The following is a 21,598-nucleotide window of genomic DNA, read 5'->3' as shown; positions in this document are numbered from 1 at the left end:
CAAGGAATCACGTCGCGACATCGACCTGGCCCGCCGGACGGGACCGGGCTCGGACCGCTTGACGCTCTCCAGTCGCCGGGATGTCCATCGCATGCCTCGAGAGCCTCCCCGGGCCGGACGGCGAGTCTCCACCCGAGGGTGGAGCGGGCCGGGATCCAACCCGGCTCCGATCCGTCCCGGCCGCCGGATCCCTACGGTCGAAGCCATGCACGAGCTACTCAACGGGCTGATCGTCGTCGCCATCGTCGTCTTCGTGATCGTCCGCCGGTTCACGGCGCGACGCGTCGACGAGTCGCGGTTCCTCGTCCTGCCGCTGATCGTCGCCGTGATCGGCCTGACCCGGGGAAGCCCCCTCGACGCTCACCACCAGATGCTCAGCGCCGGTCTGCTGGCCGGCGAGATCCTGGCCGCGCTGCTCCTCGGCCTTGGGCTCGGCGCGACCATGCGCGTCTGGCGCGCGCCCGACGGGGCGCTGTGGAGTCGTGGCACCTGGGCGACGTTCGGTGTCTTCCTCCTGTCCGTCGCCGTACGCGGCGGCATGGCGGCGGTCGGCTACGCGGCCGGAGTGAAGACCGGCAGCGGAGCCGTCCTCCTTTCGGTCGCCGCCTGGATGCTCACCCAGAACGCCGTCCTGATGTGGCGGGCACGCGCCATCCCGGCGAGGGTTAGCGTTACTCCGTGAGCGGAGTGCGGTTCGTGCCCGGCCTGCGCGCCTCGGCAGGTCAGGTCTTCGCGGGGATCGGCGTCAGGGGGAGCGAGGAGCGTTCGCTCGTCCGGGTCGTCGCGGCCGTGGCGGGAACGGCCTGGTTCTTTTACGCGATGCTGCACGGGCCCGGCCGGCCCGGTCTGGGAACGCGGCCCGCGGACCTCGTTCTCACGATCGGGGTGTTCGCCGGAGTCCTCTCACTCACCGTGGGCATCGTCGCGTACCGGCGCGGCCGGCCGTACGGCCACCTCTTCTACACGGGCAGCGCGATCGTGGGCGTCGTGCTCTATCTGCTCGCTCCGAACAGGCCGGGCAGCGCGTTGCTCTTCACGGCCTGCGGATTCGTCTCGGCGCAGTACCCCGCCCGCCGGTCGGTGCCGACGGTCGTCGTGGCGGGGTTCGGCATCGGCCTCGGCATCGAGCTGCAGCACCGGCCGCTCGGCGACCTGTGGACGATCGTCGGCCTGGTCGGCATGTTCGCGGCGCTGCGCGCGGCCAGGGCACAGGAGGCCGCCAAGCGGACCGAGCAGCAGAACCTCGTGCTGGCCGAGCGGGCCCACATCGCCCGGGAGATCCACGACATCCTGGCGCACTCCCTGTCCGCGCAGCTGGTCCACCTCGAAGGGGCCCGGTTGCTGATCGTGAACGGCAGGAGCGAGGAGGCCCTCGACCGGGTGGAGCGTGCCCGCGGCCTGGCGCGCAGTGGCCTTGAGGAGACGCGCCGGGCGCTGGCGACCCTGCGTGGCGACATCCCGCCGACCGGCGAGGTGCTGCGGGAGCTCGCCGACGAGCATCGGTCGATCGCCGAGGTCCGCTGCGAGGTGACGATCACGGGGGAGCCGCGCGAGCTGGAACCGAAGGCGGGCCTGGCGATCATTCGTACGGCCCAGGAGGCGCTGACCAACGCCCGTAAGCACGCCCCGGGGGCGGACGTCGCCGTCGACCTGCGTTATCTCGACCGCTGGTGCGAGCTGGAGGTCCGGGACACCGGCGGTACGGGGCCCGGCCCGCTCGCGGCCACCGGGAGCGGCTACGGTCTGGTCGGGATGCGCGAGCGCGCGGAGCTGATCGGCGGCACGCTGGAGGCGGGGCCGCAGGAGAAGGGGTTCAGAGTGCTGCTCAGGGTGCCGTTGTGACGGTGACCAGGCGGGTGCCGGTCGCCGATGCGACCGGCGGTGCGGCGGTGACGCCGGTGGCCGACCGGGGGCCGATTTTCGGGGCGCCGCGGGGAGCGCGGCCGTGACGCGCGTGCTGGTGGTCGACGACCAGACCGTCGTCCGCGACGGTCTGGTGCTGTTGCTGGGGCTGTTGCCGGGCATCGACGTGGTCGGCTCGGCGGCCGACGGGGAGGAGGCGGTACGCCTCGTCGACGAGCACGAACCCGAGGTCGTGCTCATGGACCTGCGAATGCCGCGCGTCGACGGGGTGGAGGCCACCCGGCGGATCAAGGCGGCCCACCCGGCGGTGCAGATCGTCGTGCTGACGACGTACAGCGACGACGAGTCGGTGTTCGCCGCGCTGCAGGCGGGCGCGCGCGGCTACCTGACGAAGGACGCCGGCGCGGAGGAGATCGCGCGGGCCGTCGAGGCCGTACGGGACGGGGCGGCGCAGCTGGACCCGTCCGTGCAGCGGCGGCTCGTCGACGCGCTCGCCGCCGGAGGGCAACCGCAGCGGCGCCGCAAGGGCGACCTGCCGGACGGCCTGACCCAGCGTGAGGCGGAGGTCCTGGCACTGATCGCCGAGGGCAGGTCGAACGCGGAGATCGCCCGGGACCTGTTCATCAGCGAGGCCACCGTGAAGACGCACATCAACAACCTGTTCTCCAAAGCGGGGCTGCGCGACCGGGCCCAGGCCGTGACGTACGCCTACCGGAACGGCCTCGCCTCGCCGGAATGATCGGCCGGTCCGAGCGATCGGCCGATCGGAGTGATCGCCTGCGTCGGGGTGATGCCCAGGTCGGAGTGATGCCCGGGTCGGAGTGATCGGGCGGGCCGAAGGGGCTCAGCGGCAACAGGGGCTCATCGGAGGGCAAGGGGTCGGTGTGTTTCCGGCCGTCGGTCGATATCGGCGATGACAGTGGGTCCTTTGTCGACTACTGTGCGCGATTGGTCGGACTGAATGCTTTCCAAGGAGGCCGCATGCGGAACTCCCGCATGATCGCTGAATGCCTGCGTCGTCACGCCTGGTGGCGACTCAACCGAGCCGACGCACGCGATGACGGGCGGAACGCGCGCAGCGCGGTCGCCCTCCTCGACGCCGCGGCGTACGCCGCGGACCTTCCGGACGACGCGGCCGTCATCACCCGGCTGGCCGCGGCCGGGTGTTTCTCGGGCGACGAGTTCCGGCTCAACGAGGTGGCCGAGCGCATCGTGCGCTTCTGGCATTACGAGGAGGTGATGGGCGGACCGGCCGACCTGTTGACGGCCATCGCCGAGACCGTGCAGCCTCCCAAGATCCCCGCGCAACGGGACGGCGGCCGCTCGCTGCGCCGCTGACAGGCGCGCCGTCGGGCGTTCGTTCCGTACGGATATTCGGATGCCCGTCCCCATCGCGGGGGTCATGATGGCCGGATGCGCATCCGTGCCGCCCGTGTCGACGAGCTCGCGATCCTTCAGGACATCGAGGTGGCCGCGGGCCGGTGGTTCCGCGACGTCGGCATGCCGGAGATCGCGGGGGATGAGCCGCTTCCGCTCGACGAACTCACCCGGTTCCAGGAGGCCGGAATGGCCTGGGTGGCCGCCGACCCGGGCGATCGTCCGGTGGCGTACCTCATCGCGGCGCGGATCGACGCCGGAGTGCATGTCGAGCAGGTGTCGGTGCATCCCGGGAGCGCGCGGCAGGGCGTCGGCCGATCACTCCTGGACCACGTGGCCGCCTGGGCCGAGGCCGCCGGGGAGCCCGCGCTCACCCTGACGACCTTCGAGGACGTCCCGTGGAACGCGCCGTATTACGTGCGCTGCGGGTTCCGGCGGCTGGCCGAGGCCGAGCTGACGCCCGCGCTCCGGGCGATCCGCCGACGGGAGGCCGCGCTCGGCCTCGACCGCTGGCCTCGGGTCTGCATGGTGCGCCCGCTCGCTCCGCGGCTGACACCTTGAGCCCGTCCGGTACGCGTCCGCGCCGGACGAGAGGTTCGGATGCCCTGACGGCTCGGCTCCCTCGACGAACAGGACGCCCTGACGAACCGGACGTCTTGGCGGATCGGTTGCGCTGACCAACCGGGCGTTCTAACGGATCGGACGCCCTGCGAAGCGGGCGTCTTACGAAGGTGCGCCTTCCCAACGGGGAGCGGCCCACGGCGGGCCGCCCCCCTTTGGGAACGGCGGGACCTCACTCCGCGGGCGGTTGTTCCGCCTCGCTCGGGGACGCGTCTCCGGTCTCGGCGGTCGCCTCCCCGGTCCGGGCGGTCGCGTCCGGGCTGCCGAGGGTGACCGGGCCGCCGATCGCGGCGATCGAGGCGGGCAGCTTGAGGCCGGAGCCGTCGCGGCGGCCGAGCTCGGTGGGCAGGTCGATCGCCTTGCCGGTCGTCCCCGCGGCCTTCGCCGGGACCGGGCCGGCCCAGGCGAACAGCAGCGTGTCCTCGCCCTTGAGGAACCGGTGCGCCCGGACGCCGCCGGTCGCACGGCCCTTCGCCGGGAAGTCGGCGTAGTCGGAGACCTTGATGGCGCCGGTCTGGGTGCCGGGCAGCGCGGTGGAGCTGCCCGCGACCGTGACGACGACCGACTCGCGGGTGCCGTCGAGGGCGCCGAACCAGATCACCTTGGCGCCGGTGCCGAGGCGGATGCCGGCCATGCCGCCGGCGGCGCGGCCCTGCGGGCGTACGGACGAGGCGGGGAACCGCAGCAGCTGCGCGTCGTCGGTGACGAAGACCAGGTCGCTGTCCTCGGACTCCAGGTGGACGGCGCGGACGACCCGGTCGCCCTCCTTGAGACCGATCACCTCGAACTCGTCGGCGTTCTTCGGGTAGTCGGGCGCGACGCGCTTGACGACGCCCTGCTCGGTGCCGAGGGTCAGACCGCCGCCGGTGTCGACGAGGGAGGCCAGGCCGACGATCGTCTCGTCCTGGTTCAGGGCGACGAACTCGCTGATCGGCGCGCCCCCGGCCAGCGTCGGGGCAACGGCCGTGGGCGGCACGGCCGGGATGTCGATGACGTCCACCCGGATCAGGCGGCCGGCGTCGGTCACCGCGCCGATCTGGCCGCGCGCGGTCGCGGGGACGGCGGAGACGATCACGTCGTGGGCCGCCCGTGAGCCGTCGGCGGGCAGCGGCTCGGCGGACATCGTCCGGGCGAGCAGGCCGGTGGAGGACAGCAGCACGAAGCACGGGTCGTCGGCGACCTCCAGCGGCACCGCGGCGGTCTTGGCCTCGCCGGAGGACTCCAGCAGGACCGTGCGGCGCGGCGTGCCGTACGTCTTGGCGATCTCGGCGAGCTCGTCGGAGACGACCTTGCGCAGCTTCCGCTCCGACTCGAGGATCGCGGTGAGCTGGGCGATCTCCTTGGTGAGCTGCTTCTTCTCCTTCTCCAGCTCCAGCCGGTCGTACTTGGTGAGGCGGCGCAGCGGCGTGTCGAGGATGTACTGCGCCTGGATCTCCGACAGCTCGAAGACCTCCATCAGGCGCGCCTTGGCGGCGGCGGAGTCGTCGCTCTCGCGGATCACCTGGATGACGTGGTCGATGTCGAGCAGCGCGATCATGAGGCCGTCGACCAGGTGCAGCCGGTCCTCGCGCTTGGTGCGGCGGAACATGCTGCGGCGGCGTACGACCTCGAGGCGGTGGTCGACGTAGACCTGGAGCAGGTCCTTCAGGCCCAGCGTGCGCGGCTGGCCGTCGACCAGCGCGACGTTGTTGATGCCGAACGTCTCCTCCATCGGGGTGAGGCGGTAGAGCTCCTCAAGCACCGCCTCGGGGTGGAAGCCGTTCTTGATCTCGATGACGAGGCGCAGGCCCTGCTGCCGGTCGGTGAGGTCCTTCAGGTCCGCGATGCCGGCCAGCTTCTTGGCGTTGACGAGGTCCTTGATCTTGGCGACGACGCGCTCGGGGCCGACGGCGTACGGCAGCTCGGTGACGATGATGCCCTTGCGGCGCGGCGTGACCTGCTCGATGTGCGCCGTGGCGCGGGTGCGGAACGTGCCGCGGCCGGTCTCGTACGCGTCGCGGATGCCCTCCAGACCGACGATCTTGCCGCCGGTGGGAAGGTCGGGGCCGGGGACGAAGCGCATGAGCTCGTCGAGCGACGCGTCGGGGGCGTCGATCAGGTGGCGGGCGGCGGCGATCACCTCGGTGAGGTTGTGCGGCGCCATGTTCGTCGCCATGCCGACCGCGATGCCGGAGGCGCCGTTGACCAGGAGGTTCGGGAAGGCGGCGGGAAGGACCTCCGGCTCGGTCTCCTGGCCGTCGTAGTTGGGCCGGAACTCGACCGTCTCCTCGTCGATGCCGTCCACCATGAGCATGGCCTCGCGGGCCATGCGGGCCTCGGTGTACCGCATCGCGGCGGGGGAGTCGTCGCCGCCGAGGGAGCCGAAGTTGCCGTGCCCGTCGACGAGACGCATCCGCATCGCCCACGGCTGGGCGAGCCGGACGAGCGCGTCGTAGATCGCGCTGTCGCCGTGCGGGTGCAGCTTGCCCATGACCTCGCCGACGACGCGGGCGCACTTGACGTGCCCGCGGTCGGGCCGCAGGCCCATCTCGTTCATCGAGTAGAGGATGCGGCGCTGCACGGGCTTGAGCCCGTCGCGCGCGTCCGGAAGCGCCCGTTGGTAGATGACCGAGTAGGCGTACTCGAGATAGCTGCCCCGCATCTCCTCGGAGACGTCGACGTCGACGATGTTCTCCTCGAAGTCGGGCGGGGGAGGGGTCTGCGTACCGCGTCGTGCCATGAGGACATTCTTGCCCGTCCCGACGACATCTTTGGCCGCTGTCCGTTTCTTTCGGCATGTCCGCGACCGGGATCCTCGGCCGAACCGAACCGTTGCCCTATGCAATAATCCGTCCACGTCAGAGGAACGAACAGGATCAAAAGGAGGATTACGTGAGCGCACGGCCGACCGGAGCGGTACGCCGGCCGCCGTCCCTCGGTGACTTCACCGTCGGACCGAGAATGCTGGTCGTCACCCTGTGGGCGCTGCCGGTGGGCGGGGTCGCCGCCCTCGCCGCGCTCGGCCTGCTCCGGCTCGTCGCGCTCATCACCGACCTGGTCTTCTACGGGCACCCGGGCACCCGGCTGCTGGCCCCCGGCCTGCACCCGCACCCCTGGTGGCTGCTCCTGTCCGCGCCGATCGCCGGCGGTCTCGTCGTGGGCCTGATGGCGAGGTACGGCTCGGAGAAGATCCGCGGGCACGGCATGCCGGAGGCGATCGAGGCGATCCTGACCGGCGGCAGCCGCGTGACCCCGCGCGTCGCCGTGCTCAAGCCCGTGTCGGCCGCGGTCAGCATCGGCACCGGCGGGCCCTTCGGCGCGGAGGGCCCGATCATCATGACGGGCGGGGCGATCGGCTCGATCCTGGCCCAGGCGCTGCACCTGACGGCGGACGAGCGCAAGACGCTGCTCGTCGCGGGGGCGGCCAGTGGCATGGCCGCGACCTTCAACTCGCCGCTCGCGGCCGTCGTCCTGGCCGTGGAGCTGCTGCTCTTCGAGTGGCGTCCCCGGAGCTTCGTGCCCGTGGTCGGCGCCGTCTCGGTCGCGACCGTCGCGCGGGGCTTCCTGCTCGGCACCGCGCCGCTCTTCCCCGTCTCCACCGCGGGCCTCCACCTGACCCCGGGCGTACAGGCCCTGTGCCTCGCGTCCGGCGCCACGGGCGGACTGCTGGCGATCGCCGCGACCTGGATGGTCTACCGGGCGGAGGACGCCTTCAACCGGCTCCCGGTGCACTGGATGTGGTGGCCGGCCATCGGTGGGGCGATCATCGGGCTGGGCGGCCTGATCGAGCCGCGGGCGCTCGGTGTCGGCTACGACGTCATCGGCCAACTGCTGACCGGCCGGGCGACCATGACCCTCGTCCTCGGCATCCTGGTGGTCAAGACGCTGATCTGGTCGCTGTCGCTCGGCTCGGGCACGTCCGGCGGCGTGCTCGCCCCCGTCTTCATGATCGGTGGCGCCCTCGGGGCCCTGGAGGGACACCTGTTCCCGCACGTGTTCCCAGGGTTCTGGGCGCTGATGGGCCTGGCCGCCGTGGTCGGCGGCGTGATGCGCTCGCCGCTGACCGGCCTGATCTTCCCTCTCGAGCTCACCCACGCCTGGGCGGCCGGCCTGTCCCTGCTCATCGCCGCCACCGCGGCGTACGCCCTGTCGACGCTCCTCCTCGACCGATCCGTCCTCACCGAGAAGATCGCCCGGCGTGGTCTGCACCTGACCCGCGAGTACTCCATCGACCCGCTCGAGGGCTTCTTCGCCCGTGACGTCATCCGTACCGACCCGGTGACGTTCCGCGCGGACGAGCCCGTCGCCGAGGCGGCCGCCAGGATGGACCGGCGGCGCCTGTACCCGGTGGTGACCGGGGAGGACCGGCTGACCGGGGTGGTCACCCACGAGGCGCTGCGGGCCGCCGCCCAGGCGCCCGGCCCGCGTACGGTGGCGGACGTCATGGTCGCCGACCCGGTGATCGTGTACGCGAACGACACTCTGCGCTCGGTGTCGTACCTGTTCGCCGAGCACTCCATCACCAGCGCGCCCGTCATCGAACCGGACGACGGGCGGGTGCTCGGCGTCGTCGCCCTCCGCGACATGCTCCAGGCCCGGCTGCACGACCTCACCGAGGAGAGCCACCGGGAACGCCACCTGCGCGTCCTCCGGTGGTGGGGCGACGCGTCGCGCGCCCCCGTACGGAGCCCGATAACGTGACGTCCGTCGCGAGGAGGAGCGCCGCATGTACGCCGACTTCCAGTTCGAGATCTACCTGAACGGCCTGAACGACGTCAGGCCCCCACTGCCGACCGACCTGACCCGTCTCGAGGCGCTGGCCCGGGAGGGGCTGCCGCGCGAGGCGTACGACTACGTGGCCGGGTCGGCGGGCACGGGCGACACCGCGGTCGCCAACCGGGAGGCGTTCCGGCACTGGCGGATCGTCCCGCGCATGCTCCGCGGCGTGACGGGCGGCGACCTGGCCACGCGCGTCCTCGGCACGGACCTGCCCGCCCCGGTGCTGCTCGGCCCGGTCGGTGTGCTGAACATCGTCCACCCGGAGGGAGAACTGGCGGCGGCGCGGGCGGCGCGGGCCCTCGGGGTGCCGATGGTCCTGAGCACGGCCGCGTCGCACACCCTGGAGGAGGTCGCCGAGGTCGCGGGCCCCCGCTGGTACCAGCTGTACTGGCCGGGCGACCGCGAGCTGGCGGTCAGCTTCCTGCAGCGGGCGCGGGCGGCGGGTTACACCGCCCTCGTCGTCACGCTCGACACGTTCACCCTGGCCTGGCGGCCGAGCGACCTCGACAACGCCTACCTGCCGTTCCTGCGCCGCATCGGGATCCAGAACTACCTCGCCGACCCGGTCTTCACCGCCAAGGCCGGGAACGACCCGGTCCTCCACTGGGCCGGCGTCTTCGGGAATCCCGGCCTGACCTGGGATGATCTGGCGTTCCTCCGGGAGCACTGGGACGGGCCGATCGCGCTGAAGGGCATCCAGGCGACCGACGACGCCCGACGCGCGGTGGACGCGGGCATGGACGGCATCGTCGTGTCCAACCACGGCGGGCGCCAGGTGGACGGCGCCGTCGCCGCCCTCGACACGCTGCCGATCATCGCCCACGCGGTCGGCGACCAGATCGAGGTGCTCTTCGACAGCGGCGTACGGACCGGCGCGGACGTGTTCAAGGCCCTGGCCCTGGGCGCGAAGGCCGTCCTGCTGGGCCGTCCGTACGTGTACGGGCTGGCGCTCGGCGGCGAGGACGGCGTCCGGCACGTCCTGCGCTGCCTGCTGGCCGAGCTCGAGCTCACGCTGCGGCTGTCCGGCCACGACCGCGTCGCCGACCTCTCATCGGACGACCTGCACGAGCTCCGGTGACGCACGGGCGGCGGGCGGGCCGCTCGATGATGACGACGGCACTCGAACTCACTGCGTCGTGAATTATGCTCGCCGGGTGAGCGATCAGGCCTTCCATCCCCCCGTCGAGGAACTGACCTTGCCGAAGGTGCTCGCCGCCCTGGCCGATCCGGCGCGGCTGGCGACCGTACGGACGCTCGCCCGCGTCGGGGAGTCGGCGTGCGGCCGGATCCAGCACGACGCGGGGCTGGAGGTCAGCAAGTCCACCATGTCCCACCACCTGCGCATCCTCCGTGAGGCGGGCATCACCCGGTCGCGGACCGAGGGCGCCCGGCGCATGCTCACACTGCGCCGCCACGACCTCGACCGCCGGTTCCCCGGCCTGCTCGACGCCGTCCTCCAGCCGGAACTCACCGAGGTCGGCTGATCGCCTGGGGCCCGCGCCGCGGGTGCCGCCGGGGCGCGGCGGGGTCGGCTGATCGTCTGGGGCCCGCGCTGCGGGTCCGGCCCGGGTGCAGTGGGGTCGGCTGATCGCGTGGGGTCCGGCCGGGGCGCAGCGAGGTCGGCTGATCACCTGGGGCCGACGCCGCGGATCCGGCCGGGGCTCACCTGATCGCCTGGGGTTCGGGCGGCCGATCCGGCCCGGGCCGTCGGCCGGACCTGGTATGCAGGACCTCATGGCTGACGACGCACGTCCCGACCCGGCCGAAGACGCCCTGCGCCAGGACGCCGAGGCATGCCTGCGCTCACTCGCCGGTGACCACGCCCGGCTGCGCGAGGACCAGTGGGCCGCCATCCGCGCCCTGATCGTCGAGCGGCGGCGCGCGCTGGTCGTGCAGCGCACCGGGTGGGGCAAGTCGGCGGTCTACTTCGTGGCGACCGCCCTGCTGCGGCGGCGCGGCGGGGGACCGACCGTGATCGTCAGTCCGCTCCTCGCCCTGATGCGCAACCAGATCGCCGCCGCCGAGCGCGCAGGCATCCACGCCGCCACGATCAACTCGGCCAACCTGGAGGACTGGGAGCGGGTCTACGCCGACGTCCGCGCCGGCGCCGTCGACGTGCTCCTCGTCAGCCCGGAGCGGCTGAACAACCCCGACTTCCGGGACCAGGTCCTGCCCGACCTGGCGGCGGGGGCCGGCCTGGTCGTCGTCGACGAGGCGCACTGCATCTCCGACTGGGGTCACGACTTCCGGCCCGACTACCGGCGGCTGCGCACCCTGCTGGCCGACCTGCCGCGCGGCGTGCCGGTCCTGGCCACCACCGCGACCGCGAACGCCCGGGTCACGCGGGACGTCGCCGACCAGCTCACCGGCGGTTCGGACAAGGAGGCCCTCGTCCTGCGGGGCCCGCTGGAGCGCGAGAGCCTGCGCCTGTCGGTGGTCGGCCTGCCGGGAGCCGAGCAACGGCTGGCCTGGCTCGCCGGGCGGCTCGACGCGCTGCCCGGCTCCGGGATCATCTACACGCTCACCGTCGCGGCGGCGCACGAGGTCGCCGGGTTCCTCCGCGACCGGGGCTACGCCGTCGCCGCCTACACCGGGCAGACCGAGCAGGCCGAGCGCCTGCAGGCCGAGCAGGACCTGCTCGACAACAAGGTCAAGGCCCTGGTCGCGACCAGCGCGCTCGGCATGGGCTTCGACAAGCCCGACCTCGGGTTCATCGTGCACCTGGGCGCCCCGCAGTCACCGGTCGCGTATTACCAGCAGATCGGCCGCGCCGGGCGCGGCGTCGAGCGGGCCGAGGTGATCTTGCTCCCCGGCAGGGAGGACCGCGACATCTGGGCGTACTTCGCCGGTCTGGCCTTCCCTCCCGAGCCCGTCGTACGCCAGGCGCTGAGCGTGCTGGAGGAGGCGGGCGGCACGCTGTCCACCGCCGCCCTGGAGACCCGCGTCGACCTGGGTCGCAGCCGCCTGGAGATGATGCTCAAGGTGCTCGACGTCGACGGTGCCGTACGCCGCGTCAAGGGCGGCTGGACCGCGACCGGCACCCCCTGGGCGTACGACCGTGAGCGCTACGAGCGGGTCGCGGCCGAGCGCTCACGCGAGCAGCGGGCCATGCTCGACTACCTGACCACGGAGTCCTGCCGCATGGAGTTCCTCCGGCGGCAGCTGGACGATCCGCAGGCCGCGCCGTGCGGGCGCTGCGACAACTGCACCGGGCGTCACCTGCCCGCCGAGGTGCCCGAGGAGGAGACCGTACGCGCACGGGAGCGGCTGAGCCGCCCCGGCGTGGAGCTGACGCCGCGCCGGATGTGGCCGACGGGCATGAAGGCCGAGGGCATCTCCGGGCGGATCCCCGCCGAGCTGCAGGCCGAGCCCGGCCGGGCGCTCGGGCGGCTGACGGACATCGGCTGGGGCAACCGCCTGCGCGACCTGCTGGCCGAGGGCGCGCCCGACGGCCCGGTGCCCGACGAGGTCTTCGGCGCGGTGGTGAAGGTCCTGTCGGCCTGGGACTGGGCGGACCGGCCCGCGGGCGTGCTGGCCATGGCCTCGAACACCCGGCCACAGATGATCACCGATCTCGCCCGGCGTATCGCCGGGATCGGCCGGCTGCCCTACCTCGGCGAGGTCGCCTACGTCGACGGTGGACCCGGCCCGCGCCGCCACAACAGCGCCCAGCGCGTCCGCGCGCTCTGGAACGCCTTCGCCGTCCCCGACGCCGTGAGCTCCCTGACCGGTCCCGTCCTGCTGGTCGATGATCAGGTCGACACGGGCTGGACCGTGACGGTCGTGGCGCGGCTCCTCCGCGAGACGGGCGCCCCGGCGGTCCTCCCGCTGACCCTGGCCACCGTCACCTGAGGCATTCGTGGTCGGTGCCGAGACTTTCGGTCGTGACAGCGACCAAAAGTCTCGGCACCGAAGCGACCGACGCTCGCCGCCGCGACTCCGGCCATGGCCGGGAGCGTGAGAGTGTGGTGCCGGCGGCCGAGCGTGTGGCGGTGGTAGCTGAGGGCGGCGGACAGTGCCAGGGCGGTGAGACCCGGCGCCGGACCGGAGCCCCGCTCGCGCCCGCCGCCCGGATTCGTGGCACGGAAGTCGGCGGCGACCTCGTCATCTTCATCGCCGAGGTAGGCCGTCGACTCGGCTCCGGCCATGCCCTGGCTCCCGGCCGTCGCCCCGGCTCTGGAGAACGCCACGGGCGGCGGTCGCTGATCATCCGGATCCCGGAGGCTCGGGACAGGCGGCGCGGCCTGCCGTCACGGCCTCACGGAAGAGGCGGCCCACCGCCTGAGCCTCGGCGGCCTACCGGTCTGAGTTCCAGCGGCCTGTCGGCCTGAGTCTCAGAGGATGGGGCGGGCGCCGAGGTGGCTGATCGCGCGGGCGGCGAGGCGGCAGCCGTTCGCGAGGTTCTCCGCGGGCGGCTTGCCGTCGAGCCAGCCCGGCAGGAACCCGGCGATGAAGGCGTCACCGGCACCGGTGCCGTCGGCGATCTCGTCGACCGGCTCGGCGGGCACCCGGACCGGCTCGGCGCCGCGTCCGTTGCTGAACCACAGCGCGCCCTCGGCCTCCATCTTGACGACGACCTGGGCGTACCAGGCCGTCAGGACCTTCGCCGCCTGCTCCGGATTGTCGCGGCCGGTGAGCACCTCGGCCTGGGAGGCGTTGACGAACAGCAGTCCGGCGCCCTGGGTCCACTCCAGGAACGGCTCGGCGCCGGCCCGCTTGAGGTGGGAGTTGGCGCCGCCGTCCACGGTGATGGACATCTGGGCCTTCTGCGCCAGCTGCATCGCGTGCAGCGCGGCCTTCCGGGATCCCTCGTTGAGCAGGGAGTATCCGGACAGGTGCAGGTGCGCGCCGGGGCCGAAGAGGTCCTGCGGGATGTCCTCGGGCAGCAGCGCGGCGTTCGCGCCGGGGTCGGACAGCATGGTCCGGTCGCCCTTGTGGGTGACCATGACCACACACGTGCCGGTGGGGCGCTCCGGATCCATGACGAGCCGGGCGTCGACGCCGTAGCCCATCAGCTCCATGTCGCGGTTGCGTCCCGCGATGTCGGCCCCGCGCCGTCCGATGAACGCGGACTCGACGCCCTCGACGGCCAGCCAGGCCGCGATGTTGGCTCCCGAGCCGCCGCCGTGCATCGTCACGTTGGCCGGCGTGTCTCCGCCTTTGGCCAGCGGGAACGCGGCTCGCGCGACGGCATCGGTCATCAGATCGCCGACCACGACCACGCGCGTCATGACGTCACCACCCTGTTCCCTGCGGCTGCCACCCCCCGTACGGCGGCCTGCCTGCGTGACCCGGAGAAAAACCTAACAGCTCCCGGTACCCGGGTGGGTCCCGAACCGGCGCGAAATCGGGATCTCCCCTACTCTCGACATGTGCCGTACCCCCATCACTGGGAGGCCGACGTCGTCCTCGCCGACGGAGGGACGGCGCACCTGCGCCCGATCAGGGCGGGTGACGCCGAGCTGTTGCGCGAGTTCTACGCCCGGCTCTCGCCCGAGTCGATCTACTACCGTTTCTTCTCGCCGAGGCCGCAGCTCACCGATCGTGAGATCGAGCACTTCACGACCGTCGACTACGTCGACCGGGTCGCCCTGATCGCCACCATCGGCGACGCGATGGTCGCGGTGGTGCGCTACGACCGCCTCGGCCGCCGGCCGGCCGCGCCCGGCGGCGCGGCCGGGGCTGCGACCGGTGCCGACGCGCCCGGCGGCGCTCCGACAGGGGCCGACGGGCCCGAGGGCCGGACGGCGGCCGGCAGACCGTCCGCGGCCGGTGAGGCATCCGCATCGGGTGGAGCGTCCGTCACCGGTGCGCCGTCCGCACCTGGAGAGGCACCGGCGCCTGGTGAGGCATCCGCGTCCAGTGGTGCCTCCGCGTCCGGTGAAGCGTCCGCCACCGGCGGACCGTCCGCCGCCGGCGCGCCGTCCGCGTCCGGGGGAGCGTCGGCGCCTGGGGGAACGTCCGCGGCCGGTGAGGACATCTGGCGCGCGGCCGTCGCGGGATATACGGCCGCAGCCGAATCCGCGGACACCGCCGAGGTCGCCTTCCTCGTCGAGGACGCCCAGCAGGGCCGTGGTCTGGGCACCGTGCTGCTGGAGCACATCGCGGCGGCGGCCCGCGAACGTGGCATCCGGAGGTTCATCGCCGACGTCCTGCCGGAGAACCGCCGGATGACCACCGTCTTCCGCGCGGCCGGGTACGAGGCCCAGCAGCGCTTCGAGGACGGCGTGATCCGGCTGACCCTCGACCTGGAGCCGACCGAGACGTCCCGTGAGGTCATGGCGGCCCGCGAGCATCGCGCGGAGTCCCGGTCGATCCAGCGGCTCCTGTTCCCCGGCTCGGTCGCGGTGATCGGCGCCAGCCGCGAGGCGCGCAGCGTCGGCCAGACCGTGCTGCGCAACCTGCTCGGCGGCGACTTCGCCGGGCCGGTCTTCCCGGTGAACCCGACGGCGCCCGCGGTGGCGGGCGTCCGCGCCTACCCGGCGGTGGCCGCGATCCCCGACCCGGTCGACCTGGCCGTCGTCGCGGTGCCCGGCGAGCACGTCAACGAGGTCGTGGCGCAGTGCGCGGCCAAGGGCGTGCACGGGCTGGTCGTCGTCTCCTCCGGCTTCGGCGAGGCCGGGCCCGAGGGCCGCGCCCGCCAGGACGACCTCGTACGCCTCGCGCGGGCGAACGGCATGCGCGTCGTCGGCCCGAACTGCCTGGGCATCGCCAACAGCGACCCGGGCGTGCGGCTCAACGCCACGCTGGCCCCGACCCTGCCCGGACGCGGGCCGGTCGGGTTCTTCTCGCAGTCGGGCGCGCTGGGCATCACGATCCTGCGCTGGGCCGCCGAACGCGGACTGGGCCTGTCGACGTTCGTCTCGGCGGGCAACCGCGCCGACGTGTCCGGCAACGACCTGATGCAGTACTGGGAGGAGGACCCCGCCACCGAGGTGATCCTCCTCTACCTGGAGTCGATCGGGAATCCGCGCAAGTTCACCCGCCTGGCGCGGCGCATCAGCCGGGCCAAGCCGATCGTCGCGGTCAAGAGCGGGCGTACGACCCAGGGCGTGCCGCTCGGCCACGCGGCGCGGGCGCTGAGCCTGCCCGATCATGCCGTCAGCGCGCTGTTCGCGCAGGCCGGCGTCGTACGGGTCGACACGCTCGGCGACCTGTTCGACGTCGCGCAGATCCTGGCCTACCAGCCCCTGCCGACCGGCCGCCGCGTCGCGATCGTCGGCAACTCCGACTCCATCGGGCTGCTCGCCCAGGACGCGGCGACCGCCGCCGACCTCGACCCGCTGCCCCCCGTGGATCTCGGCCCGGCCGCAGGTCCGGCCGAGTTCGAGGCGGCGCTGGCCGGGATCCTCGCCGACGAGACGGCCGACGCGGTGGTCACGGTGTTCGCCCCGCCCGTACGAGGCGGCCTGGACCCGGAGGTGGCCGCCGCGATCGTCCGGCAGGCGAAGGGCGCCGCCAAGCCCGTCATCGCGACCTATCTCGGCGAGCGGGGCCTGCTGCACGGCAGCGTGCCGTCCTATCCCGCGCCGGAGGACGCCGTCCGCGCCCTGGCCTACGCCGTCCGGTACGCCGAGCGGCGCCGCCGCCCGCCGGGCCGGGTGCCCGAGCTGTCCGGCGTCGACCGGGAGCGCGCCCGCGCGCTGGTCGAGGAGATGCTCGCCGCCCCGGGCGCCGCTCCGGGCGCCGTCCCGGCGGGCACGCTCGCCGAGGGTGCCGCGCCGGTGGACCGCCGGGAGGCCGACCCGGAGCGGACCGCCGAACTCCTCGCCTGCTACGGCATCGAGCCCGCCGACGGCGGGGAGCCGGGCGACGGCGCGGGGATCGTGACGCGGATCAGGACGGCGGAGGACCCGTCGTTCGGGGCGATCGTGTCGTTCGGGCTGGCGGACCCGACCGCCGAACTGCTCGAGGACCGCGCCTACCGGCTCGCGCCGCTCACGGACGTCGAGGCCGCCGGGCTGGTCCGCGCGATCCGGGCCGCGCCGCTGCTCCTGGGACATCGGGGCGCCGATCCCGTCGACGTGGCCGCTCTGGAACACCTCCTGCTCCGTGCCTCCCGGCTGTCCGACGACCTGCCGGAGGTCGCGCGGCTGGAGATCGAGGTGGTCGCCCGGACCTCCGGCGCCGTCGTACGGTCCGCGCGCCTGTGGGTGGCCAGACCCCCGGGCCCGCGCACCGACAGCGTCCGCCGCCTCAGGCCCTTCTGACCGAGCCCACGCTGCGGCCAAGCAGGGTCCGAGCGCCGGCCCGTGCGGCGTCTGCGACATTCCCCACCGGAGGTACAGATTCTGCAACCGATCGACGTGGCGCATCCCCTCTGCCGGCAACGCTGACGGCACGCGGTGACGACGCACCGACGAAGCCACGGGAGGCGGGCCTTTCCTGCGGCCGCAGGACTGAAGAGATATCTACACGCGAGTGCTTATCTTAGATAGGACAACGCAACCTCAAGAGCTTCATTCAAGGACGCCAGCTCCTGCTCGGGCTCGCTAAGGGCTGGAGACCCTACTTCGAGACGGGCTGTGAGCGAGTCGAAGGACGTTATGACTGATGTAAGGAAACAGGCTGCGGAACTCGTCTAGCGCGTGAACGGCTCGCAACAGGGGCCGAAGCTCGACATACTCGCTGTGACTGAGCAGGAGATCCCATTGCGCCACGATCGGATCGCCGTTCTCATAGGCCCGGGCCAATGCGGTTTCATGCATGAATGGAAAATGATCGGTCAGCTCTTGAAGAGAGGCGCCTTTACGCCAGGCGTCTGCCACCCCCAAGACGGAATCGAGGTCATCGATTCCACCGGTCGCCCACACGTGAGTCTCGGCTGAGATCTTAACGGAAAAGAGCCGCCGTTCGACTCCTAGCAATACCGATATCGTGCCACGGGCTGATCCGATCTCGGCTGTGATGAACTCGCCCGCTCCGGGCTGAGTGGTGATCGTTCCCAGCTCGATCCGAAGATGCTCTGCAGTTCTGCGGATCGCCTGCGCGAGACCGCCGAGGGACATGAGATCCGGATATAGGTTCGGATCGATGATCCTCGAGAGATCAGGAGCGGGTTGGGAGTTCTGGTTGGTCATGACGATGAACCTTGCTGGTTAACGGCTATGTGCATCGATGCTGCTGAGTGGCGTGAAGTGAGGGAGGCTCGGCTCCGATTCGTCTCAGTCAAAGGGGAAGTCCTTCAGTCTGCCGAAGGAGGTCCAGTCCGGTTCGGGAAGGTTCACAAGATTTCCGTCGTCATCGTAGAACTTCACCGAACTCCAGGTCCGACGACCGTTGTACACCGCCCTTGCGATCCAGCCCATTTCTTCCTCGGTTGCCTCGGGGGCCATGCCACTGACCCGGCCGAGGCCTCTCAGCGCCATCTCGCTGAAGCCTCCGGTGAAGCCCCTCATGTTCACGTGCCAGATCAACGTTCCCGTCCGCGATGGCTCGCTGGACTGGCGCCCGCCAATCATCCGGTCCGAGATCCAAGAAATGCTTGAGTCCTCTGTCTTCGGCGAACTCGCGTGTACCGGATACCCGCTGTCCCAGCGCCACCCCGTTCCCGCAGTTGTTGACGAGGACGGGCGTGGTACCTGCTACTACATAGTAGGTGTGCAGGCCGGCGACGGACAGGTTGTTGACGTGCTGATCCCGATGGTAGCGGGCAACGGACGAGACAATCGCCGGCGCGCCGCTGGGCAGGCGTAGTCGAGTGCCGACCTCAAGGTCGGTCGCATAGGTCCATCTTCCTCGCGTGGCGTTCCAGAACGGATGGTGGGCGGTGGCGTACAGATGCCCCGATCGGTGGTGTTCCTTGATCGTGATATCGACCAGGTCGTGCGGTCCCTTGCCGACGATCAGCGCAAGGACGGGTTCGGCGGCGGTTCGTCCGCTGCGCGGATCGGTGGCGATGACCTTGTCCCCGACCTTGACCTCACTGATCGGCTTGGTCGTGCCATTGGCGAGGAGCACCCTTCGTTCCAGGCGTGAAGCTGTTCCCCACACAGCCTTCGGTGGGCCGCCGGAGCATTGACCGGAGGCCCTTGAGGAGTCTTGGGATCCGGGGGGCTGCTTCCGCCGCCTCTCCCTCGCTTCCCAGTTCTGGGTTCACGAGCGCCGGCAGCAGCTCGCCCACTCGCTTGGACCATCTGTAGGTCGGGGAGTGGACGTCTCCGCCTAGCGGCACGTGGGGATTTTCGAGGGGTCCGCTGAGGTCCGGGCCGTCGTTGACACTCGCGCATGCATTCGAGTAGCCGGCGGAAAGCACACAGCCGAGGTATGCGGGAAGTCTTTCCACGGACTCTACGACGTGCGCTAGATCAGCGATCGGCGCGAGCGCGGCCTTGAGGATGCCGTCGACCACCCCGTTCCCGATGTCGCATAGCGTGCATCCGCCGCCTGCGGGTCCGTCTTCGGACCCGGCCGGCCCGGTACTGGTGGTCTCAGGAGGCGCCGCTGAGCCCGCAGACCGGCAAGGTGACGGTGCTCGCGCGCGATCCGAATGGACAGATCTACTTCACCGAGGAGACGGCGCAGGGCTCGAAGACCTTCGGTGAATGGAAGATCGCTCAGCAGGACACTGCGACGTACGCGACTGATCCGACCACCTTCACGTACACCGATAGCAACGGCCCCACCTGGGGGTTCATCGTGCGAGACGCCGACAACCAGAGTCACGTCTACACGACGCGGCCTCCCACGCTGCGTTCTCTCCGCTCGACCGGAACAGCCTTCGTGGAACATGCCCTCCCGAAGGTCCAGGCCCCCTGATCGGATCTGCGGCGGTCTACCCGAGTGCGCATGACGACGACCGCACTCCTCGCTGCCGGCCGGAGTCGGGTACGGCGGGTTCGGCGGAGCCCGCCGCACCCGCCGCCGGCGTTCCGTCGCGGGGCCGGTGGTCCTTGCGCGGCGGCCGCGATGCGGTCGGGCGGGGATCAGCCGGCCGAGGTGGGGGGGACCGGATCGGGCATCGGCGGGATCGGGCTGGGGTCGGGTTCGGGGATCGGCCGGGGGGTGGGTCGGCCCGGCAGCGGCTCCGGCGGCGGCACCGGCGGTTCGGGAGCGGGTATCGGCGGCTGCGGCGTCGGCGGTTCCGGCTGAGGCGGGGGAACAGGTGGTCGAGTCATGGCTCCTCCTCGCACGGGGGAAATGACCAGAGCGGTGTACTCCACGCTTCCCTCGATTCGCTCGGTCATCCACATCTCTACCCGTGGGTGTGCGTGTGACGCCCGGGCAGTGCAGGATGGGAGCCATGAGGGAAACCCGAGCGATGGCTGAGGGGCTGCGCACCGCGATCGAGCGGAGCGGCTACTACCCGGCGCTCGTCGCGGACGCGGTCGAGTCGCTTCTGGGCGACGAGACCGTCATCTCCTACGTCGTCCACCATGAGGCGACGTTCGACCCGGCGATGGAGGTCCGGCGGCACGTGACCGTCCTGGTCCTGTCGCCGACGCGGCTGCTGGTGTGCCACACCGACGAGCATCCACCGACCGAGTCGGTGCCGCACCCGCACGCCTCGACGACGACGGAGGCGGTGCGCCTGGGGCGGGTCCAGTCGGTGGCGGTGACGCGCGTCGTTCCCGAGCCCGCTTCGTACGTCCCCGGTGTGCCGCCGACCGAGGTGATGCTCACCATCGGCTGGGGCGTCATCGCCCACATCGATCTGGAGCCGGCCTCCTGCGGCGACGAGTCCTGTGAGGCCGACCACGGCTACACCGGCACGCTCACCGCCGACGACCTGTCACTGCGGGTGAGCGAGGCCGCGGACGGCGCCGACGCGGTCGAGCAGGTCCTCGCGTTCGCGCAGGCGCTGTCGGAGGTCACGTCCGCGCAGGGCCGATGATCCTGCCCGTTCCGGCGTACGGCCGGGAGTCGCTGGCCGACCTGGGGCCGTCCGTGCTCGCCGCGCTGGGCGTGGCGGGCGAGGCGAACGTCCTGGGCCTGCCCGGCCTGCCGCGCGCCTGCGTCCTTCTGGTCGACGGCCTCGGCTGGGAGCTGCTGCGTGCGCACCCGGACGCCGCGCCGTACCTCTCCTCGCTGCCGGGGCGGCCGCTGACCGCCGGGTTCCCGTCGACGACCGCGACCAGCGTCGCGTCGTTCGGCACGGGTCGGCCGCCGGGAGGGCACGGCATGTTCGGCTACCAGGTCGCGGTCCCGGGGGAGCGGCGACTGCACAACTGCCTCCGCTGGAGCGACACGATCGACCCGCTGACCTGGCAGGCCGCGCCCACGATCTACGACCGGGCCGTCGCGGCGGGCGTGTCGGCGGGTCACGTCTCGGCCCGGGCGTTCGAGAACAGCGGGCTGACCCGCGCGGTCTACCGGGGCGCCCGCTATCTCACGGCGGACGCGCTCGGCCAGCTCGTCGCCCGTGCGGAGCGAGCGATCCGCGAGGGCGAGCGCGCCCTCGTCACCGTGTACCACGGTGACCTCGACGCCACCGGGCACGTGCACGGGTCCCGGTCGGCGGCCTGGCGCTACCAGCTGGGCTTCGTCGACCTGCTGGCGCGGCGGCTGGCCGAGGTGATGCCGCCGGACGCCGCCCTCTACGTCACCGCGGACCACGGCATGACCGATCCCACCGACCGGATCGACATCGACGCCGAGGCCGGGCTGAGGGAGGGCGTGGCCCTGCTGGGCGGCGAGGCGCGGGCCCGGCACGTGTACGCCGAGCCCGGGGCCGGCGCGGACGTGCTCGCCGCCTGGCGCGAGCGCCTCGCGGGCCGGGCGTGGGTGCTGTCCCGGGAGGAGGCGATCGCCGAGGGCCTTTTCGGGCCGGTCGAGGCGTCCCTGGCTCCCCGGATCGGCGACGTCCTGGCCGTTCCGTACGCCGATGTGGCCCTGGTGGCGACCGAGGCGGAGCCGCTCGAGTCGACCCTCGTCGGCATGCACGGGTCGCTGATCGCCGCCGAGCAACTCGTCCCTCTGCTGTCCCGGAAAGATCCCGGATGAACGCCGAGCGGCCTCTCGCCGACGGCGGGATTACCGG

General features: G+C 72.0%; 17 protein-coding genes. 13 read left to right on the top strand and 4 right to left on the bottom strand.

Annotation, left to right across the window (positions count from 1 at the left end):
* Nucleotides 1-205 precede the first annotated feature (205 nt).
* The 5 genes from NE234_RS09900 to NE234_RS09880 all read left to right on the top strand — a co-directional run bounded on the left by NE234_RS09900 (nt 206) and on the right by NE234_RS09880 (nt 3,801).
* Nucleotides 206-682, top strand: a complete 477-nt coding sequence (locus NE234_RS09900; RefSeq protein ID WP_252778592.1) for a hypothetical protein — start codon at nt 206-208, stop codon at nt 680-682.
* A complete protein-coding gene (locus tag NE234_RS45245; protein WP_252778591.1) occupies nt 679-1,842 on the top strand; it encodes a sensor histidine kinase in 1,164 nt (387 codons plus the stop codon). The genes NE234_RS09900 and NE234_RS45245 overlap by 4 nt, the downstream gene beginning before the upstream one ends.
* 103 nt (nt 1,843-1,945) lie before the next feature.
* Nucleotides 1,946-2,602, top strand: coding sequence for a response regulator (locus tag NE234_RS09890; RefSeq protein WP_252778590.1), 657 nt, complete (start codon nt 1,946-1,948; stop codon nt 2,600-2,602).
* 242 nt (nt 2,603-2,844) lie between these two features.
* A complete protein-coding gene (locus tag NE234_RS09885) occupies nt 2,845-3,201 on the top strand; it encodes a hypothetical protein (protein WP_252778589.1) in 357 nt (118 codons plus the stop codon).
* Nucleotides 3,202-3,276: 75 nt separating this feature from the next.
* Nucleotides 3,277-3,801: a GNAT family N-acetyltransferase gene (locus NE234_RS09880; protein ID WP_252778588.1), complete on the top strand. Its 525-nt coding sequence runs from the start codon at nt 3,277-3,279 to the stop codon at nt 3,799-3,801.
* Between the two features lie 232 nt (nt 3,802-4,033).
* On the opposite strand, the gene NE234_RS09875 is transcribed toward NE234_RS09880, so the two are convergent.
* The gene (locus tag NE234_RS09875; protein WP_252778587.1) at nt 4,034-6,580 is read right to left on the bottom strand and encodes a DNA gyrase/topoisomerase IV subunit A; all 2,547 of its coding nucleotides are present in this window, start codon (nt 6,578-6,580) and stop codon (nt 4,034-4,036) included.
* 152 nt (nt 6,581-6,732) lie between these two features.
* Between NE234_RS09875 and NE234_RS09870 the strand changes: the two genes are divergently transcribed.
* The 4 genes from NE234_RS09870 to NE234_RS09855 all read left to right on the top strand — a co-directional run bounded on the left by NE234_RS09870 (nt 6,733) and on the right by NE234_RS09855 (nt 12,471).
* On the top strand, nt 6,733-8,541 hold the full coding sequence (locus tag NE234_RS09870) for a chloride channel protein (protein ID WP_252778586.1): 1,809 nt from the start codon (nt 6,733-6,735) through the stop codon (nt 8,539-8,541).
* Nucleotides 8,542-8,566: 25 nt separating this feature from the next.
* Nucleotides 8,567-9,697, top strand: a complete 1,131-nt coding sequence (locus tag NE234_RS09865) for an alpha-hydroxy-acid oxidizing protein (RefSeq protein WP_252778585.1) — start codon at nt 8,567-8,569, stop codon at nt 9,695-9,697.
* Between the two features lie 76 nt (nt 9,698-9,773).
* A complete protein-coding gene (locus NE234_RS09860; protein WP_252778584.1) occupies nt 9,774-10,103 on the top strand; it encodes an ArsR/SmtB family transcription factor in 330 nt (109 codons plus the stop codon).
* A 250-nt stretch (nt 10,104-10,353) separates the two neighbouring features.
* Entirely contained in the window at nt 10,354-12,471 is a 2,118-nt protein-coding gene (locus NE234_RS09855; RefSeq protein WP_252778583.1) for a RecQ family ATP-dependent DNA helicase, read from the top strand.
* Nucleotides 12,472-12,953: 482 nt separating this feature from the next.
* Here the strand turns inward: NE234_RS09855 and NE234_RS09850 are convergent, their stop codons facing one another.
* The gene (locus NE234_RS09850) at nt 12,954-13,850 is read right to left on the bottom strand and encodes a carbohydrate kinase family protein (protein WP_252778582.1); all 897 of its coding nucleotides are present in this window, start codon (nt 13,848-13,850) and stop codon (nt 12,954-12,956) included.
* Between the two features lie 141 nt (nt 13,851-13,991).
* Between NE234_RS09850 and NE234_RS09845 the strand changes: the two genes are divergently transcribed.
* Complete coding sequence (locus NE234_RS09845; protein ID WP_252778581.1) at nt 13,992-16,829, top strand: bifunctional acetate--CoA ligase family protein/GNAT family N-acetyltransferase; 2,838 nt, start codon at nt 13,992-13,994, stop codon at nt 16,827-16,829.
* A 282-nt stretch (nt 16,830-17,111) separates the two neighbouring features.
* On the opposite strand, the gene NE234_RS09840 is transcribed toward NE234_RS09845, so the two are convergent.
* Nucleotides 17,112-17,699, bottom strand: coding sequence for a hypothetical protein (locus tag NE234_RS09840; RefSeq protein WP_252778580.1), 588 nt, complete (start codon nt 17,697-17,699; stop codon nt 17,112-17,114).
* A gap of 160 nt (nt 17,700-17,859) precedes the next feature.
* Entirely contained in the window at nt 17,860-18,579 is a 720-nt protein-coding gene (locus tag NE234_RS09835) for a polymorphic toxin-type HINT domain-containing protein (RefSeq protein ID WP_252778579.1), read from the bottom strand.
* A 504-nt stretch (nt 18,580-19,083) separates the two neighbouring features.
* Between NE234_RS09835 and NE234_RS09830 the strand changes: the two genes are divergently transcribed.
* The 3 genes from NE234_RS09830 (at nt 19,084) to NE234_RS09820 (ending at nt 21,561) form a co-directional block, all read left to right on the top strand.
* A complete protein-coding gene (locus NE234_RS09830; RefSeq protein ID WP_252778578.1) occupies nt 19,084-19,377 on the top strand; it encodes a hypothetical protein in 294 nt (97 codons plus the stop codon).
* 484 nt (nt 19,378-19,861) lie between these two features.
* Nucleotides 19,862-20,452: a DUF5998 family protein gene (locus NE234_RS09825; RefSeq protein WP_252778577.1), complete on the top strand. Its 591-nt coding sequence runs from the start codon at nt 19,862-19,864 to the stop codon at nt 20,450-20,452.
* The gene (locus NE234_RS09820; RefSeq protein WP_252778576.1) at nt 20,449-21,561 is read left to right on the top strand and encodes an alkaline phosphatase family protein; all 1,113 of its coding nucleotides are present in this window, start codon (nt 20,449-20,451) and stop codon (nt 21,559-21,561) included. The genes NE234_RS09825 and NE234_RS09820 overlap by 4 nt, the downstream gene beginning before the upstream one ends.
* Nucleotides 21,562-21,598: the final 37 nt, after the last annotated feature.

This window comes from Actinoallomurus rhizosphaericola (genome assembly GCF_024055675.1).
Taxonomy (GTDB): Bacteria; Actinomycetota; Actinomycetes; order Streptosporangiales; family Streptosporangiaceae; genus Actinoallomurus; species Actinoallomurus soli.
This window is presented reverse-complemented; position numbering and strand designations above follow the sequence as displayed.